This window comes from Novosphingobium sp. HNCC26DJ243 (assembly GCF_057180545.1).
In genome coordinates this window covers 826,901-843,365 of sequence record NZ_JBXUGN010000001.1, presented here as the reverse complement: position 1 = coordinate 843,365, position 16,465 = coordinate 826,901, and the positions used below count along the sequence as shown (strand labels likewise).

The following is a 16,465-nucleotide window of genomic DNA, read 5'->3' as shown; positions in this document are numbered from 1 at the left end:
CTGCGCGGGCTCGCAACGACCAAGACAGGGGGCACGACCTGCCCAAATGTGCACGGTCACTCTTGCAGTGCAGCAAAGTTCCCGTTAGTCACGCCCCTGACGCCACTGGTGCCCGCTGACCCGGGCTAAGAGGGAAGCCGGTCCAAATCCGGCGCTGCCCCCGCAACTGTAACCGGATAGCGCGTCGCCCGATATGCCACTGGCACCGGATTCGATCCCGGCGCTGGGAAGGTGGGCGGCACGCGATGACCCGGGAGCCAGGAAACCTGCCGATGGTCGTCGTTCCGCGGCCGGGCGGGGTGTACCGGGCGCATGCGGCAGGCGCGTCTTCAATGGCCCAGCGCTCCTCCCGCCATGAACGGCAATTCCGTTCGTGGCCGTGGAGTGTTGTCGTGAAGAAGTACCTCGTTTCCGTTTCTGCCTTTGCTTTCGCGTCATCCGCCTTGGCGCAAGAGAGCAATGATATCGTTCTTACCCCGTCGATCCGCGCTGACCTCATCACCGTCGTCGCCACCGGCAGTGAAACGCGGCTCGATCGCCTTGGCCAGCCGATCACCGTCATCACGGCGCAAGAAATTCAGTCGATCCAAGGCCCCGACATTACCCGCGTGCTCGAACGCGTTCCCGGCCTCACGGTCACCCGCAACGGCGGCCCCGGCAGCTTTACCGGCGTGCGCCTGCGCGGTGCAGATGCCGAACAGGTCCTCGTCCTCGTCGATGGCGTCCGCGTCGAAGACGTCTCGGCCCCCTCGGGCGGTTTTGATTTCGGCACGCTGACCCCCGGCGGGATCGAGCGCATCGACGTCCTGCGCGGCTCCAACTCGGTCGTCTGGGGCAGCGCCGCACTCGGCGGCGTGATCGCTGTCCAGTCGCGCGATCTCAACGGCGTCGAAGCCAGCGCCGAGTATGGCGCGCATGAAACATACACCGCAGACGCCGCCGCAGGCATCTCGTCCGACGTCGGCGCAATCACGCTCAACGGCGGCTATGCGGAAAGCGAAGGCGTCTCCGCCGCCGCAGCCGGCACCGAGCCCGACGGCTTCCGCCAGTACCGCATCGGCGGGCGCGGACGCCTCAACGTCACGGAGGAACTCAGCGTGGTCGCCACCGCGCGCTACGCCGATACCCGCACCGACATCGACGGTTTCGCGCCGCCATTCTATACGTTCGGCGACACGCCCGAATTCCAGAAGACCCGCCAGGCCTCGGGCCGCGTCGGCCTGCGCTATGCCACCGACACGCTCACGCTCAACACCGGCTTCGCCCTGTCAGACACCAAGCGCGATTACTACGACCCGACCTTCGGCTCCGACCCGTCCTATGGCTACAAGGGCCGCTCGGAACGCGCTGACCTCACCGGCCGCATCAACCTCCCCGCCGATGTCACCCTCGATTTCGGCGCGGACAGCGAATGGACCCGCTTCTCCAGCACGTTCGACGCCGAAGCCAAGGCCAATCTCACCAGTGGCCACGCCCTGCTTGGCTGGACGTCGGACCGCGCCAGCCTCGCTGCAGGCCTGCGCTATGACGATCACAGCCGCTTCGGCCATGCGTGGACCTTCGGTGCCAACGGCTCTTTCGAAGTGATCGAAAACCTGCGCCTGCGCGCCTCCTACGGCGAAGGCTTCAAGGCTCCCACGCTCTATCAGCTGCTCTCGGACTACGGCAACGCCGCGCTCGTTCCCGAACGCTCGAAGAGCTACGACGCTGGCCTCGAATGGGGCAGTCGCAATGGCGCGCTCCACGCTTCGGCCACCGTGTTCCGCCGCGACAGCCGCAACCTGATCGCCTTCGTCTCCTGCGCCAGCCTGAACGCCTGCGCCACGCGCCCCTTCGGCCTCTATGACAACATCGGCAAGGCCCGCGCCGAAGGCGTCGAAGTCGAACTCGGGGCACGGCCCAGCGACACCCTCCAGTTGCGAGCGGCCTACACCTATCTCGAAGCCCGCAACCTGACGCCGGGCAACCTCAACAACGGCAAGGACCTCGCCCGCCGCCCGCGCCACGCGCTCACCCTGTCGAGCGACTGGACAACACCACTCGCCGGCCTCACCCTCGGCGCCGACCTGCGCATGGTGGCAGACAGCTATGACAATGCCGCAAACACCGTGCCGCTCGACGGCTACGCCCTGACCACCGTGCGCGCCAGCTTCCCTCTGACCGACAAGGTCGAGCTCTACGGCCGCGTCGAAAACCTGTTCGATGAAGGCTACCACACCGTCGCCGACTACGGCACCTGGGGCCGCTCGGCCTTCATCGGCATCCGGGCCCGATATTGATCCAGCCGCTCGCCTGTAGCGCGAAACGCCAAAAACCCCCCTCCCGCTTGCGGGAGGGGCTGGGGGAGGGCCTGTTCCCAACACTGGCGCTCCTTGCCACAACGCTCCTGACAAGCTGCATCCCGGCATCGCAGGCGGCACAAGGAGCGTCCGCCCGGGCACACCCCACCGTGGTCAGCCTCAACCCCTGTACCGACGCGATCCTCGCCGAAGTCGCCGACCCCGCCCAGATCCTCGCGATCTCGCACTACAGCCACGACCCGCGCTCCTCGTCGATGGACACCGTCATCGCTGACAAGCTGCCCTCCACGCGCGGCACGGTCGAGGAAGTCCTCGCCCTGCGCCCCGATATCGTGCTCGGCAGCACCTTCACCGATCCCGCCACGACCAGCGCCTACCACCGTCTCGGCCTGCGCTTCGAAGCGCTGGGCATGACCGCCGCCATCGACGACAGCCGCGCCCAGATCCGCCAGATCGCCACGCTCACCGGCCATCCGGAACGCGGCGAAGCGCTCGTCGCCCGCATCGACGCCGCCCTCACGGCCGCCGCAGCTCCCCAGGGAGCAAGGCCCATCCCCACCGTCGTCTGGCAATCGGGCGGCATGGTCCCGGGCGACGGCACGCTGATCGTCGATCTCCTGCGCCACACCGGCTTCACCAACTTCGCCGCCGCGCGCGGCCTCGGCCAGGCCGATTTCCTGCCCCTCGAAAAGATGCTCGCCGATCCACCCGCGCTCATCCTCGTCGCCGGACAGACCGCCGAGACAGGAAGGGGCGACGACCGCGTCCTGTCCCATCCCGCGCTCAGGGCACTCACCACCACCCGTCGCGCACAGCTCAACCCCAAGCTCCTCTACTGCGGCGGCCCCACCATCATCGCCGCCGCGCAAAGGCTGGCAGAGGTCCGCCAGAACCTCCCCGCCATGCCCGCAGGGGAGGGGACTTCGCGATGATCGCCCGTCCGAAACGTCGGTTCGCCCTTAGCCTGCCGCAGGGCCTCGCGCTCGCGCTCGCCATGGCCCTCCCGCTCTCGCTCCTCGCCGGACAGGTCTGGATAAGCCCCCTCGGCCCCCCGGTGCCCAACGCCACCGCGATCCTCATGGAACTGCGCCTGCCCCGCGCGCTGCTCGCGCTCATCCTCGGCGGAGGCCTCGGCGCGGCGGGCGCGGCCATGCAGGGCTACTTGCGCAATCCGCTGGCCGACCCCGGCCTGTTCGGCATAGCGCCCGCCGCCGCACTGGGCGCAGTCCTCTCGTTCTACACCGGCTACAGCGCGCAAGCGGTCCTGCTCCCGCTGTTCGCGCTGATCGGCGCGGGCGGGGCCATGGCGCTTCTCGCGCTCATCGCCGGGCGCGCGGGCGGCATTGCGCTGTTCACGCTGGCGGGCATGATGATCGCCAGTCTGGCGGGCGCGCTCACCAGCCTCGCGATCAGCCTCTCGCCCAATCCGTTCGCCCTGTCCGAGATCGTGACGTGGCTGATGGGCGCGCTCGCCGATCGCGGCTGGCACGAGGTCCGCCTCGTCGCCCCGCTCACCGCCATGGGCCTCGTCGCGCTCTGGCGCGCCGCCCCCGGCCTCGATGCGCTGTCCCTGGGCGAGGACGCCGCCCGCTCGCTCGGGTTCGAGCCCGCCCGCCTGCTCTGGCTTATGATCGCGGGTGTCGGCCTGATCGTCGGCAGCGGCGTGGCGGTCGCAGGGATGATCGGGTTCGTCGGCCTGATGGTCCCGCATTTCGTCCGCCCATTCACCGACCAGCGCCCCTCTGCCACGCTCGTCCCCTCGGCGCTTGCCGGAGCCTTGCTGCTGCTGGTCGCAGATTGCCTGTGCCGCATCCTGCCCCTCGCTGGCGGCGAACTGCGCCTCGGCATTGCCCTCAGCCTCGCCGGAGCCCCGTTCTTCCTGCGCCTGCTGCTCAGGATGCGGAGGGAACTCGCATGATGCAGTCCCGACACCTGAACCCGTCGCAGGACGCGCGCTGATGCTCGAAGCGCGCAACCTCACCATCGCCGCGCGTCTGGCCGAAGTCACCGCGCGCATCCGCCCCGGCCGCGTCACCGCCATCTGCGGCCCCAACGGCGCGGGCAAGTCCACGTTGCTCAGCGCGCTCGCGGGACTCATCGCGCCGAGCGGCGGCACCGTCACGCTCGCAGACCGGCCCCTCGCGCAGATCCTGCCCGAAGAGCGCGCCCGGCGCATCGGCTACCTGCCGCAAACCGCGCAAGTCGCCTGGAACATCTCGGTGCGCACGCTCGTCGGTCTTGGCCGCCTGCCGCATCGCTCGGATGCGCAGGAAAATGCCCGCGCCATCGATGAGGCCATCGCCGCGCTCCAGCTCGAACTCCTGGCTGACCGCCCGCTTTCCGCCCTTTCAGGGGGAGAGCGCGCGCGCGCCCTGCTCGCCCGCGTGCTCGCCACGCAGCCGCACTGGATATTGGCCGACGAACCGCTGGCCGCACTCGATCTGGCCCATCAGCAGGCACTCGCCGGGCGCCTGCGCGCCCTTGCGAAGCAGGGCAGGGGCGTCGTCCTCGTCGTCCACGATCTCGCGCTTGCCATGAACCATGCCGACGATGTGATCGTGCTCGATCAGGGGCGCCTGATCCGGCAAGGCTCGCCCGACATCGCCCTGTCCGAACTGGTCATCGCCGATGTCTGGAAACTCGAAGGCCGCTGGCTGGGCACGCCCGGCCACCGCGCACTTGCGCTTTAGATTATCTGCACCAAACTTCGTCATTCCGAGCGCAGCGAAGCGATCCAGAGCGACACCGCACGGCGCAGGATCGGCTCGCTGCCGCTCGCGACACCACGTGATCCTGACACATCGCGCGCAGCTCTGGCCGAAAGCCCGAACCGGGCCTGACGCCGCGGCCGACAGTCGCGGCTCAAGCCGCTTTCATGTCCGTTTCAGGATAGTGTTCGGTCATCGCCGCGGCAAAGTCGGCGGCGAAGTAGGCAGCAAACGTCTCGCGCACCTTCATCGAGACCGCCGGCCGCTCCACCGGCACAACCTCGCACCGCCCGTCAGCCCAGCAGAACAGGCTTATCGAGGGCGAATGCTGGTCTTCGGGCCGGTCGACAACCATGGAACGGAGCAATCCTCACTAACCTTCGATAAGGGGGTCTAGCAAAGTTCCGAAATGGATTATTGTATGGTTTCGACAAAGTTACGATCTGTCCCGACAAGGGACGAACCCCATCATCCGCCCGCACCCCAACCAACCCGTTCGTCCTGAGCCTGTCGAAGGACAGATGCCCACCCGCGCCCGCCGAAAAGAGGGCCGCCTCAAGCAACCTTGCGCAGCAAACATCTATTCCTTGGGTGATATCAAGTTTCCCAAAGGTTGCGGTCCAGCGCTTTCATCGCTGCAGTGATGGCCACCGTGTCCACGCTCACGCGGACCACGCGGGCGAGCAGGTCGATCATGCTCTCCTTGTAGTCGGCAAAGCGATAGGTGTTGAACTTGGCGGCGATGGTGGGGTCGCGGGGCTTCTTCTCCTTGTGCTGGTCCAGCACCCAATCGATAGCACTGCGGTTGCCCAGCCGGTAATCCCACGCTTCCTTGGGAATGCCGCTAATCTGCGTATCGGCATCGACCATCACATTGCCTGCCGCCGCATTGCTTTTCAGCACCGGCTTGGGGTGCGTGCCCGGCGCGCGCTTGGGTTGCGGCGTTTCGATCCGCTCCACCGGCCAAGGCGCAACTTGTTCATAGCCGATGTGCATGGCCATCAGCGCTTCACCCCATGCCACCCACCGGGCAAAGTCGGGATAGAACGGAATGCGCGGAAACTCGCGCTTCAGGTTCAGCGCGTATTTCTCGCGATAGACCGGATCGTGCAGCACGGCATAGCAATAGGCAAAGATCGCGTCCTTGGTCACCGCAGGCACGCCGCGCTCGTCGTACGGCCATGACGCAGGATTGGGCGCAATCACTAGATCATGCACGGTCCCATCAGCGTCGGTCAGTCTCTGCGCGATCCCGCCGTTCTGCGTCCGGTCCCGGAAGCGCGCTGCGGCAACCTCGTCCTTGTAATGCGCCTTGAACTTGTTGAGGCCCCAGTCGGTGATGTTGTCGACGCGTTCGCCGGATTTGGTGTAGCGGTAGCGGGAATAGTATTGGTTTGCGTCTGGAATATACCAGTCGAGAGATGATGGCCTTGCCGTTGCGAGGCAAGCGAACGTTCCACGTTTTCCCCAAGAGCATGTGATTGACGTATTGCTGCAGTCTTTTGGAAAACTGCGATCTAAAAGCCCTAATCGATCAATAAACAAATTTGACCGATAAAGCCATAGGCTAGAGAATGGACGATATTCAATAATTTCCATCTTAGCAAAGTCGAAATTCTCTTTTTGCCCAGCCTTGCGACGGCGTTTTAGTGTCTCAGACCATTTAATTTCTGATGGCCACACTGGAGGGCGAGTTTCTTCGTATCCTTTAATAAGTGTCCGAACTTTTCCCTCTAGGTGATGAATAGATCTATCGTACAGCCAATCGTCTCTATTTGTCGATATGCCAAGGGAGTATTCGCCAAACACGGCACGGTGCTGTCGAGAATCTTTTGCATGCTTGGTCGCAGTGTTCGCCAAGGGGATCAAATCGCTTGAGATTTCGGGTGGGAGGTCAATCCAGGCAGCATCCAGTCGATTGGCAATTTTCAGCCAGTTAGATCGTGACCCGTCCAATGTGCTGAGCCATGCAAGCTTGTCCTCGCTTCGACCTTCTGGTGCCGACATATAAAAAAGCTGAAAAGGAAATTTTCCGCGCCGCTTCACCCAAAATGAAATTGCAACGCCAGTCCCAATTTCAAACACGTTGCCGGAACCACCTGCCCCTTTACGCTTGTAGTCCCCACCGAGATCAATAACCCATCCCTCGTCAAAATCCTTTGCCACCGTACGACGAAATCCGTCATCTTGGTGGGCGTCTATAAAACTACGATTTGTTATGTATGCAACTATACCTTCGTCACCGATCCGGTCACTTGCCCAACGAATAAATCGTTTGTACATATCATATTGCTTAGTCTTCTGTGCCGTGCTGGCCTTGATGTATGTATTCTTGATGCGCTTATCGATGTGGGCATATGTCCGGTTCTTGTTGTTGTCGTTCTCGTTCTGCTGGTTGGCGTTATAGGGCGGGTTGCCGATGATGACGCTGATCTTGCGGCGGTTCTGGCGCTTGATGCGTTCGATGTTCTCGTCGCTCAGCGCGCCAAGCAGATCGAACTGGTGTCCTGAATGGATGCCAAGCGCATCTACATTGTCCAGCGTGTCCACAAGGCATAGGTTTTCAAACTCGGCAAACTGCCCGGTGATCGCCTGATAGGTCGCTTCGATGTTCAGGTTGGCGACGTAATAGGGCAGGATCGCGATTTCGTTGGCGTGCAGCTCCTCCTTGTATTTGTGACGCAGCTTGTCGCCGTGGCCGCGAAAGCTTTCGAGCAGTTCCACGATGAACGTGCCGGTGCCGGTGGCCGGATCGAGGATTTCGACGCCCCGGTCTATCAGGTTCTTGCCGAAGTGCTTTTCGCACAGCCAGTCGGTGCTGCGAATCATGAAGCGCACGATTTCGCCCGGCGTATAGACCACGCCCAGCTTGTCCGCCGCCTTCGGATTGTAAACCTTGTAGAAGTTCTCGTAGAGGCCCTTGAGAAAGCCCTGCTTTTCCGAATGGGTGGAAATCACAGCAGCCGTGGCGGCAATGCCCGAATAGTAGGGGGCCAGCGCGCGCAGCAGTGTCGATTTCTCGCCGCGCGCGAAGAGCTTGTCTTCAAGCTTGTAAAGCTCGCTCGCGACGTTGTTCTGGCGGTGGAAGTCGGGGTTGTCGAAAACCTTGGCGAAAATGTCTTCGGTCAACACGTGCTGGATCAGCATTTCCTGCACATCGTCGCGGCTCACCGCCGGGTTGATCGCGTCCTGCGCGTGCTTCAGGAAGGCCTTCTCGGCCTTGTCGAACTCTTTAGAAGCCTTGCGCTTGTCGGCAATAAGGGCGCGCAGGGCGTCCAGCACGGCTGGCAGGTCCGCCGCGAACTGCCTTACCGCCTTGTTGAACTCGGCAATCTCGCGCCGTTCATGCCCAAAGAACCGCGTCAGAAGGCCATAGAGCGCTTCGGTGTCATCCATGGCCACGCGGGCCAGTTCGCTGCCATCCTGCACGAGCACTGCCGTGTGATCGTCGGAGAAGATGATATTGTCGCGCGGGTATCCTTTGCGGAATTTGGCCGCGATTTCCGCGTCCAGATCGTCGTCGGCGTCCTTCGCCTCCCAATATCCGAACGGCACCCGCAGGGCATGCAGCAGCGCGCCGTCCACATAGATGCGGTTCTTCTGCGGCGTTACGATATCGTGCTCGGGCACAAAGCTCAGGTCTTGCGAACGGCCCCACCGCTTCAGCAAGTCCTTGAATGCTTCGCGCAGCACGCTTTCGCGGCGACTACCAGATACGACGCGCAGTCGGTCAAGTTCGGCGCGGTAATCGTTGATGCTCTGTCTGCTCAAGATAATTCCCCGGTTTGGGTTCTTATTCCGCCAAGATCAGGCGCTTGCCAAGTGCGCTGCTGCACATCATCCCCCAAAGCCCGTATTGCACCGTTCCCCCACACTCCCCACATGCGCGTGAGCCTTGGGCAAGGCCTTGCCTGAATCGAACAAATATGGAACACCGCCGCGCATGTCTCTCAATACCATTTCCGTCCGCGGCGCTCGTGAACACAATCTCAAGGGGATCGATATCGATCTCCCGCGCGACAGCCTGATCGTCATCACCGGGCTTTCGGGCTCGGGCAAGTCGAGCCTCGCGTTCGACACGATCTACGCCGAAGGCCAGCGGCGCTACGTGGAATCGCTCTCGGCTTACGCGCGCCAGTTCCTCGAGATGATGCAGAAGCCCGATGTCGAACATATCGACGGCCTCTCGCCCGCCATTTCGATCGAACAGAAAACCACCAGCCGCAACCCGCGCTCCACCGTGGCGACCGTGACCGAGATCTACGATTACATGCGCCTGCTCTGGGCGCGCATCGGCATCCCCTACAGCCCCGCCACCGGACTGCCCATCGCCGCGCAGACCGTGTCGCAGATGGTCGATCGCGTCATGGCCCTGCCCGAAGGCACCCGCGCCTACCTGCTCGCCCCCGTCGTGCGCGGGCGCAAGGGCGAATACCGCCGCGAGCTCGCCGAATGGCAGAAGGCCGGCTACACCCGCGTCCGCATCAACGGCGAGATGATGGCCATCGAGGACGCGCCCGCGCTCGACAAGAAGCTCAAGCACGATATCGAGGTCGTGGTCGACCGCATCGCCGTGCGCGACGGCATCCAGACCCGCCTCGCCGACAGCTTCGAACAGGCCCTCAAGCTCGCCGACGGCCTCGCCTACATCGATCTGGCCGACACGACGGTCGAGGCGCTGGGTGAATCCCCCTCCCGCCTGCGGGAGGGGTTAGGGGAGGGCATGTTACCCGACCCCGCCAAAAACACGCCCTCCCCCAGCCCCTCCCGCAAGCGGGAGGGGAGTGGCATGAAGAAAACCGGCCTCCCGGCCAACCGCATCGTCTTCTCCGAAAAGTTCGCCTGCCCCGTCAGCGGCTTCACCATCGACGCGCTCGAGCCGCGCCTGTTCTCGTTCAACGCCCCCCAGGGCGCGTGCCCCGCCTGCGATGGGCTTGGCGAAAAGCTGCTGTTCGATCCCCAGCTCGTCGTCCCCAACGAACACCTCTCGCTCAAGCAGGGCGCCATCGTCCCCTGGGCCAAGAGCAACCCGCCGTCGCCCTATTACATGCAGGTCCTCGCCAGCCTCGCCGCGCACTTCGGCTTCAAGCTCGAAACCGCGTGGGACGAGCTGCCGGGCGAGGTGAAGCTCGTCATCCTCTATGGCACCGGCGGCAAGGCCGTCCCGCTCACCTTCATCGACGGCAAGAAGAGCTACACCGTCAACAAGGCCTTCGAGGGCGTCATCGGCAATCTCAACCGCCGCATGTTGCAGACCGAAAGCGCCTGGATGCGCGAGGAGCTTTCCAAGTTCCAGACCGCCCAGCCTTGCGAAACCTGCCACGGCGCCCGCCTCAAGCCCGAGGCGCTCAGCGTCAAGGTCGCCGGGACCGACATCTCCTCCATCACCCGCCTCTCGGTCGCCGCCGCGGTCGAATGGTACGGCGCGCTCGATGCCCAGCTCACCAGCCAGCAGTCGCAGATCGCCCGCGCCATCCTCAAGGAAATCAACGAGCGCCTCGGCTTCCTCAACAACGTCGGCCTCGATTACCTCAATCTCGATCGCACCTCGGGCACGCTTTCGGGCGGCGAGAGCCAGCGCATCCGCCTCGCCAGCCAGATCGGCTCCGGCCTCTCGGGCGTGCTCTACGTGCTCGACGAACCCTCGATCGGCCTCCACCAGCGTGACAACGATCGCCTGCTCGTCACGCTCAAGCGCCTGCGCGATCTCGGCAACACCGTCATCGTGGTCGAACATGACGAGGACGCCATCCGCACGGCTGACCATGTGGTCGATCTCGGTCCCGGCGCGGGCGTCCACGGCGGGCAGATCGTCGCCCAGGGCACGCTCGACGATATCCTCTCCAACCCCAACAGCCTCACCGGCCAGTACCTCACCGGCGCCCGCCGGATCGAGGTGCCGAAGAAACGCCGCAAGGGGAACGGCCTGTTCATCGGCGTGGAGGGCGCGCGCGCCAACAACCTGCAGAACGTCAGCGCCAGGATCCCGCTCGGCACCTTCACCTGCGTCACCGGCGTCTCCGGCTCGGGCAAGTCGAGCTTCACCATCGATACGCTCCACGCAGGGGCCGCCCGCGCGCTCAACGGCGCCCGCGTCATCGCCGGCGCGCACGATCGCATCACCGGGCTCGAGAACTGCGACAAGGTGATCGAGATCGACCAGTCGCCCATCGGCCGCACCCCGCGCTCCAACCCCGCGACTTACACCGGCGCCTTCACCCTGATCCGGGACTGGTTCGCCGGCCTGCCCGAAAGCGCCGCACGCGGCTACAAGCCCGGCCGCTTCAGCTTCAACGTCAAGGGCGGCCGCTGCGAAAAGTGCCAGGGCGATGGCCTGATCAAGATCGAGATGCACTTCCTCCCCGACGTTTACGTCACTTGCGAGGAGTGCGAGGGCAAGCGCTACAACCGCGAAACGCTCGAGGTGAAGTTCAAGGGCCACTCCATCGCCGACGTGCTCGACATGACGATCGAGGACGCCGAGGAATTCTTCAAGGCCGTGCCCCCGATCCGTGACCGGATGCATATGCTCAATGAAGTCGGCCTGGGCTACGTCAAGGTCGGCCAGCAGGCCACCACGCTCTCGGGCGGCGAAGCGCAGCGCGTCAAGCTCGCCAAGGAACTCGCCCGCCGCAGCACCGGACAAACGCTCTACATCCTGGACGAGCCCACCACCGGCCTCCACTTCGAAGACGTGCGCAAGCTATTGGAAGTCCTCCACCGCCTGGTGGAGCAGGGCAATTCCGTCGTCGTGATCGAACACAACCTCGATGTGATCAAGACCGCCGACTGGATCATCGACCTCGGCCCCGAAGGCGGCGTGCGCGGCGGCGAAATCGTCGCCGAAGGCACCCCCGAACAGGTCGCCAAGAACCCGAGAAGCTTCACCGGCCACTACCTCGCCCCCCTCCTGAAACGCTGAAGAAAAGCCCTCTCCCCTTCAGGGGAGAGGGTTGGGAGAGGGGCCCGCGCAAGCCGCTGACGGATCGGCACCACCACCCCAACCCTCGTCATTGCGAGAAGGCCCAAGCCGACAAAGCAATCCAGAGTCGCTCCAAACCGCCCCGACCCCATCGAAGCAAACCCCACCAGAGTTCCTCCCCGAGCTGGCTCGGGGAGGGGGACCACCCGCAGGATGGTGGAGGGGCAAACCGCATCAAAGTTCCTCCCCGAGCTGGCTCGGGGGGGGGGGCCATCCGCAGGATGGTGGAGGGGCAAACCCCATCAAAGTTCCTCCCCGAGCTGGCTCGGGGAGGGGGACCATCCGCAGGATGGTGGAGGGGTATCACCCCAAATCCACCCCCCCGTTCGTCCTGAGCCCGTCGAGCCGAAGGCCAGCGAAGCTAATGACGCGCGCAAGCACGCGTCCCCAGTCAGATCAGGGCCGGTTCTTGGAGCAGACCACAACCCCCAGCACGATCCGGCACTGCACGCCGCCACCGATCGACCAGTGCCCTTCACCCGCCAGCGCCGGCGTCGCCGCCCCCATTCCGGCAAAAGCCACACCCGCCGCCGCCAGGCCAAGCGCCACACGGCGCACAGAGATCATGCTCATCATCATCATCATTCCCTTTCAAAAGTGCCCCGTCCAACCGGCCGCACAGAGGGATAACGATGGGGGGAGGGGTTTATTCCGGGGGGCGTCCCGAATGTTCCCCATGGAGGGGGAAGGGGAAGGGGAAGGAATAATGCCTACACGCTGAAACCATACCCCTTGCGGGGATGGAAAGCGCGCTGCCCTCGTCACCCCGATCATGCCCAGCGCATTTGGGTATTTGGGGAGTTAGGCACCTGTCATCGTAATTCCTGTCACCGTAATTCCTGTCACCGTAATTCCTGTCACCGTAATTCCCGTCACCGTAAGTCCCTGTCCCCGTGATTCTTAGCCTTGTAACGCTTGCACAGAAACAGCGTTGCCACAGGGTGTGTGGTGATTTTCGGTCAGTCGACCAGAAGCGGATCAAACGTGATGCCTCTTATACCAGAATATCCTAAAAAGGCGGCAGCCAACTCTGGATAATTGTTAGTGAGGGCTTGCTCTGCAAACTGATGCGCTTTAGTAGAATAAAGCAAAAATATCTTCATTATTTTATTGTCAATATTCTTAATGGTTTGAATATCATTGCAGAATCTGTAGTGATTTGCCCATCCCTTCGCCATCCCTGATATTTTATTAAGAGTTTTTGGAGTTGAGTAATCAATATTAAAATCCTCAAGTCTTCTTGAAGAGCGTACTGCTTGGAGCGATTTGGCAGCAACGTCTTTTGTTCTTTGGACAATGCTATTTCGTGATTTCAAGCTAGGCCTTAAGAGGCCGTTATTGAATTCTATACCGAGATACTCAAATTTATTGCAAACGGGGATGGGGTTTCTATCCGTTTTATCTTCTGCAAGACTCATGCCCAGTGTCGACAAAAGTCGCTCAGCTTTTCTTAGTCTTGACGATGCTGCTTTTCCTGAAGGGGCGACGATGATGATGTCATCGACATATCGAATGCATGTGCAGTCTCCGTCGTTCATTTCATCATCGAACGAGCCAAGCAAAATGTTGCCGAAAAAAGGAGATAAGCAGACCCCTTGGCCAACGCCAACGTCATCATATGGGAATGATGACTTAAACCTCCAAAGAGACTCGTGATTGTCGAGATCAATTTTTATTGCGGAATTTAATAGATCGATGAATTTCTCATCAGATGAAAATTGAGAAATTATTTGAATAACTTGTGACTTACGAATGTTCGAAAAAAAACTGGCAATGTCAGCAACAATGATGTGACTTCCACCATTTTTTATCGCTGCAATAACCGCATTTATGGCGGCGGGAACGCCAGCCAGTTTTTCATTTTCTCTCTTGGGAATGCCGCCGAAACTGGTGGGGCGAAATGCTGCCGATCGCACTCTTGCGTCAGACACAAGTGCATTCAGTATGCACCGATGCACAATGCGGTCCTGTGCACGTGGAATTACTATCGGCCGTATGCTGCCTGGCTTATTAGGCTTCTCCAAGGCGATACCGCGAGCGGGAGAGAAGCTATACGATCCATGCTGAATCTTAGCCGAAATAGAGCGGATATTCGCATCTTCTGATGCTGTAAATTTATCTATGTCATCTTTGACATAAGGCGATGTTGATCGACGACCGTTTGACTTGATAGACTGCCACGCCTTCTTTAGATGGCCATGTTTGCGCACGTAACGAAGAAAATCGACAGTTTCATCCAACGTGTATCTCCGGGCCCCGCTCTCATCGACCCATCCGACCTTGCGCTATCCTCTGGGCAACGTGACTTGGTCCCGTTCCCCGCTTGGCCCTGAGTGCTTGCGCGTCCCAGAACTTCGCCGCTCTGCTCACTTGCCACACCGATGTTGTCGGCTGACGCAGTATGCATCGCCAGAGGCGTGCCTAATACGATAGGTGCTCGTGGCTCTACTTCAAGAGATGATGCCGAATAAGTTGACTTTGTTCACAGATCTATTTGTGGCTGCGCATTGAGTTTCCACCTCAGCAGTGAAGACCGACCCAGACAAAACCATTTTCCTACATACCCCCTCCCGGCCTAGAAGTTCCTGTTTTGTTCCAGCAGGAGGGCGCCCTATGCCGCATGACACCGATCCCGACGCCGCCGAGCCCCGCGCCGCCGCCTCGTTCGGGCGCGGGTGGATTCCCGCCAGTCGCGATATCGGGTTGCCGGGGGATGGCGATAGTGTTCCCCTCCCGCCTGCGGGAGGGGAGTCTGCGGACGACCATTCGCCTTTGGCGGCGGTCGGTTGCGGTGCCACTTTCTCTTCATGCCGCATCGCCCGCTTCCTCGAACACCTCAGCCGCGAGGGCAACGTGCGCGCGGCGGCGCAAGTCGCGGGGGTGTCGGCGCAGACGGCCTATGTCCGCCGCCGCCGCGATCCGGCCTTTGCCGGGCTGTGGGACGCCGCGCTGATCGTCGCGCGCGAGGCGGCCGAGCAGGTGCTGGCCGCGCGCGCGATCCACGGCACGACCGAGACGATCTGGTTCCGGGGCGAGGCGGTGGGTGAGCGGCGGCGCTTCGATGCCCGCCTCCTGCTCGCCCATCTCGCCCGGCTGGACGCCCGCGCCGCCCGCGCCTCCGCACAGGTCCACGCCAGCGTCGCCACTTTCGACGATACGCTCGCCGCGCTGCTTGCGGGCGAGGATCTCCACGGCGCGGCCCGCTGGCCCGATCCCGCGCGCGAGGCCTTCCTCGCCGCCCGCGCCGAACAGGCCCGCCGCGATTTCGCCCGCGCCCATCCTCATCCCGACGACAGCGACGACGATGCCGCCTGGGACGCATGGGAAGCCGCTCACGACCGCGCCGAAGCCGAGGCCCGCGTCCTCGCCGAAGCCGAATGGGCCGCCACCTGCGCCCACCGCGACGCCACGCTCGACGCCGCGCTAGATCGCCTCGCCCCCGTTAACGCCTCCAGCCCCCCGAACCCGTTCGCGCCAGGCCCCCAACCTCCGTTCGTGTCGAGCGAAGTCGAGGCACACAAGGACTGGTCCGGCTCCCAAGCCCCGTTCGTGTCGAGCGAAGTCGAGACACACCAGGATTGGTCCGGCCCCCAGGCCCCGTTCGTGTCGAGCGAAGTCGAGACACAAGCGCCCCGGCCCGAACCCCCTCAGGACAGTGTAAACCCCGTAAACCCCCCGACCCCCGCGCACCGGGCGCCAGCCGGCTTGCGCCGGGATCAATTCCCCCCGCCGCCTCACGGGTGTAGGCTGGCGCTCGCGCCGGAGAGTCGCGAGTGCACCCGGCAAGCAGAGGGAGTTCGCACGATGAGAAAAGCCACCCTGATCGCCGCACTGGCCGCCACCGCGCTCAGCACTCCGGCTTTCGCCAGGCCCGTCACTTTCACCGCCACGCTCACCGGTGCGGCCGAGACCGGCGGCGGGGATGCCGATGGCGCGGGCGGCTTCAAGGCCGAGGCTGACGACGAGACCGGCGATTTCTGCTTCACGCTCTGGGCCGAAAAGACCGCCAGGCCCACGATGGCCCACGTCCACGAAGGCGCGGCCGGGGCTGACGGCAAGCCGGTCGGCACGCTCGAGGTGACCGGCAAGGACAGCGACGCCTGCATCGCGCTCGAACCTGAACTGATCAAGAAGATCGTGGCGACACCCGACGCCTACTACGTCAACATCCACACCGCCGATTTCCCCAAGGGCGCCATCCGCGGCCAGCTCGCCAAAAACTGACCTCCGCGCCACGAAGGGCGGGCGGCGCGCGCAGGAAAGGGCAGGCGAGGCGCAAACGCAAATGGGGGCCAGCATCGCTGCCGGCCCCCACACTACGTCCACTTGCTTGCCGGGCGGTGCGTATGTCGTGGACCTTGCCTGCGGCTTTCCGGATGCCTTTCGGGGCGCGAAGCCCCTGGGCTGCTGCCGATCCGTGCTCTCGCCCGGGTCTGCCGCGCTCCTTCCTGCCGCCGTCCGGTCGCACTGCGGTG

Annotated in this window: 11 protein-coding genes and 1 riboswitch; of the genes, 6 read left to right on the top strand and 5 right to left on the bottom strand. The window is 63.1% G+C overall.

Going from position 1 to position 16,465, the window contains the following annotated elements; all coding sequences use genetic code 11:
- The first annotated feature begins 90 nt into the window (after window positions 1–90).
- A riboswitch (cobalamin riboswitch) is annotated at window positions 91–288 on the top strand.
- A gap of 104 nt (window positions 289–392) precedes the next feature.
- From AC2A04_RS03995 to AC2A04_RS03980, 4 genes are all read left to right on the top strand, one after another.
- Window positions 393–2,279, top strand: coding sequence for a TonB-dependent receptor plug domain-containing protein (locus AC2A04_RS03995; RefSeq protein WP_484211018.1), 1,887 nt, complete (start codon window positions 393–395; stop codon window positions 2,277–2,279).
- A gap of 47 nt (window positions 2,280–2,326) precedes the next feature.
- A complete protein-coding gene (locus AC2A04_RS03990; RefSeq protein ID WP_484211017.1) occupies window positions 2,327–3,232 on the top strand; it encodes an ABC transporter substrate-binding protein in 906 nt (301 codons plus the stop codon).
- Between the two features lie 62 nt (window positions 3,233–3,294).
- A complete protein-coding gene (locus tag AC2A04_RS03985) occupies window positions 3,295–4,218 on the top strand; it encodes a FecCD family ABC transporter permease (RefSeq protein ID WP_484211679.1) in 924 nt (307 codons plus the stop codon).
- Between the two features lie 40 nt (window positions 4,219–4,258).
- On the top strand, window positions 4,259–4,990 hold the full coding sequence (locus tag AC2A04_RS03980; protein WP_484211016.1) for an ABC transporter ATP-binding protein: 732 nt from the start codon (window positions 4,259–4,261) through the stop codon (window positions 4,988–4,990).
- A gap of 20 nt (window positions 4,991–5,010) precedes the next feature.
- On the opposite strand, the gene AC2A04_RS03975 is transcribed toward AC2A04_RS03980, so the two are convergent.
- The 3 genes from AC2A04_RS03975 to AC2A04_RS03965 all read right to left on the bottom strand — a co-directional run bounded on the left by AC2A04_RS03975 (window position 5,011) and on the right by AC2A04_RS03965 (window position 8,779).
- Window positions 5,011–5,166, bottom strand: a complete 156-nt coding sequence (locus tag AC2A04_RS03975) for a hypothetical protein (RefSeq protein WP_484211015.1) — start codon at window positions 5,164–5,166, stop codon at window positions 5,011–5,013.
- Entirely contained in the window at window positions 5,163–5,375 is a 213-nt protein-coding gene (locus AC2A04_RS03970; RefSeq protein WP_484211014.1) for a hypothetical protein, read from the bottom strand. Before AC2A04_RS03970 ends, AC2A04_RS03975 begins: the two co-directional genes overlap by 4 nt.
- Before the next feature lie 230 nt (window positions 5,376–5,605).
- Window positions 5,606–8,779 carry a type ISP restriction/modification enzyme gene (locus tag AC2A04_RS03965; protein WP_484211013.1) on the bottom strand — a complete coding sequence of 1,058 codons (3,174 nt, stop codon included), beginning with the start codon at window positions 8,777–8,779 and terminating at the stop codon, window positions 5,606–5,608.
- Window positions 8,780–8,951: 172 nt separating this feature from the next.
- Between AC2A04_RS03965 and uvrA the strand changes: the two genes are divergently transcribed.
- Window positions 8,952–11,930, top strand: coding sequence for an excinuclease ABC subunit UvrA (gene uvrA / locus AC2A04_RS03960; protein ID WP_484211012.1), 2,979 nt, complete (start codon window positions 8,952–8,954; stop codon window positions 11,928–11,930).
- Window positions 11,931–12,386: 456 nt separating this feature from the next.
- On the opposite strand, the gene AC2A04_RS03955 is transcribed toward uvrA, so the two are convergent.
- Both AC2A04_RS03955 and AC2A04_RS03950 read right to left on the bottom strand, forming a co-directional pair.
- The gene (locus AC2A04_RS03955) at window positions 12,387–12,563 is read right to left on the bottom strand and encodes a hypothetical protein (RefSeq protein ID WP_484211011.1); all 177 of its coding nucleotides are present in this window, start codon (window positions 12,561–12,563) and stop codon (window positions 12,387–12,389) included.
- A 386-nt stretch (window positions 12,564–12,949) separates the two neighbouring features.
- Window positions 12,950–14,230: a reverse transcriptase domain-containing protein gene (locus AC2A04_RS03950; protein WP_484211010.1), complete on the bottom strand. Its 1,281-nt coding sequence runs from the start codon at window positions 14,228–14,230 to the stop codon at window positions 12,950–12,952.
- A gap of 373 nt (window positions 14,231–14,603) precedes the next feature.
- Between AC2A04_RS03950 and AC2A04_RS03945 the strand changes: the two genes are divergently transcribed.
- The gene (locus tag AC2A04_RS03945; RefSeq protein ID WP_484211009.1) at window positions 14,604–16,214 is read left to right on the top strand and encodes a CHRD domain-containing protein; all 1,611 of its coding nucleotides are present in this window, start codon (window positions 14,604–14,606) and stop codon (window positions 16,212–16,214) included.
- The last annotated feature ends 251 nt before the right edge of the window (window positions 16,215–16,465 follow it).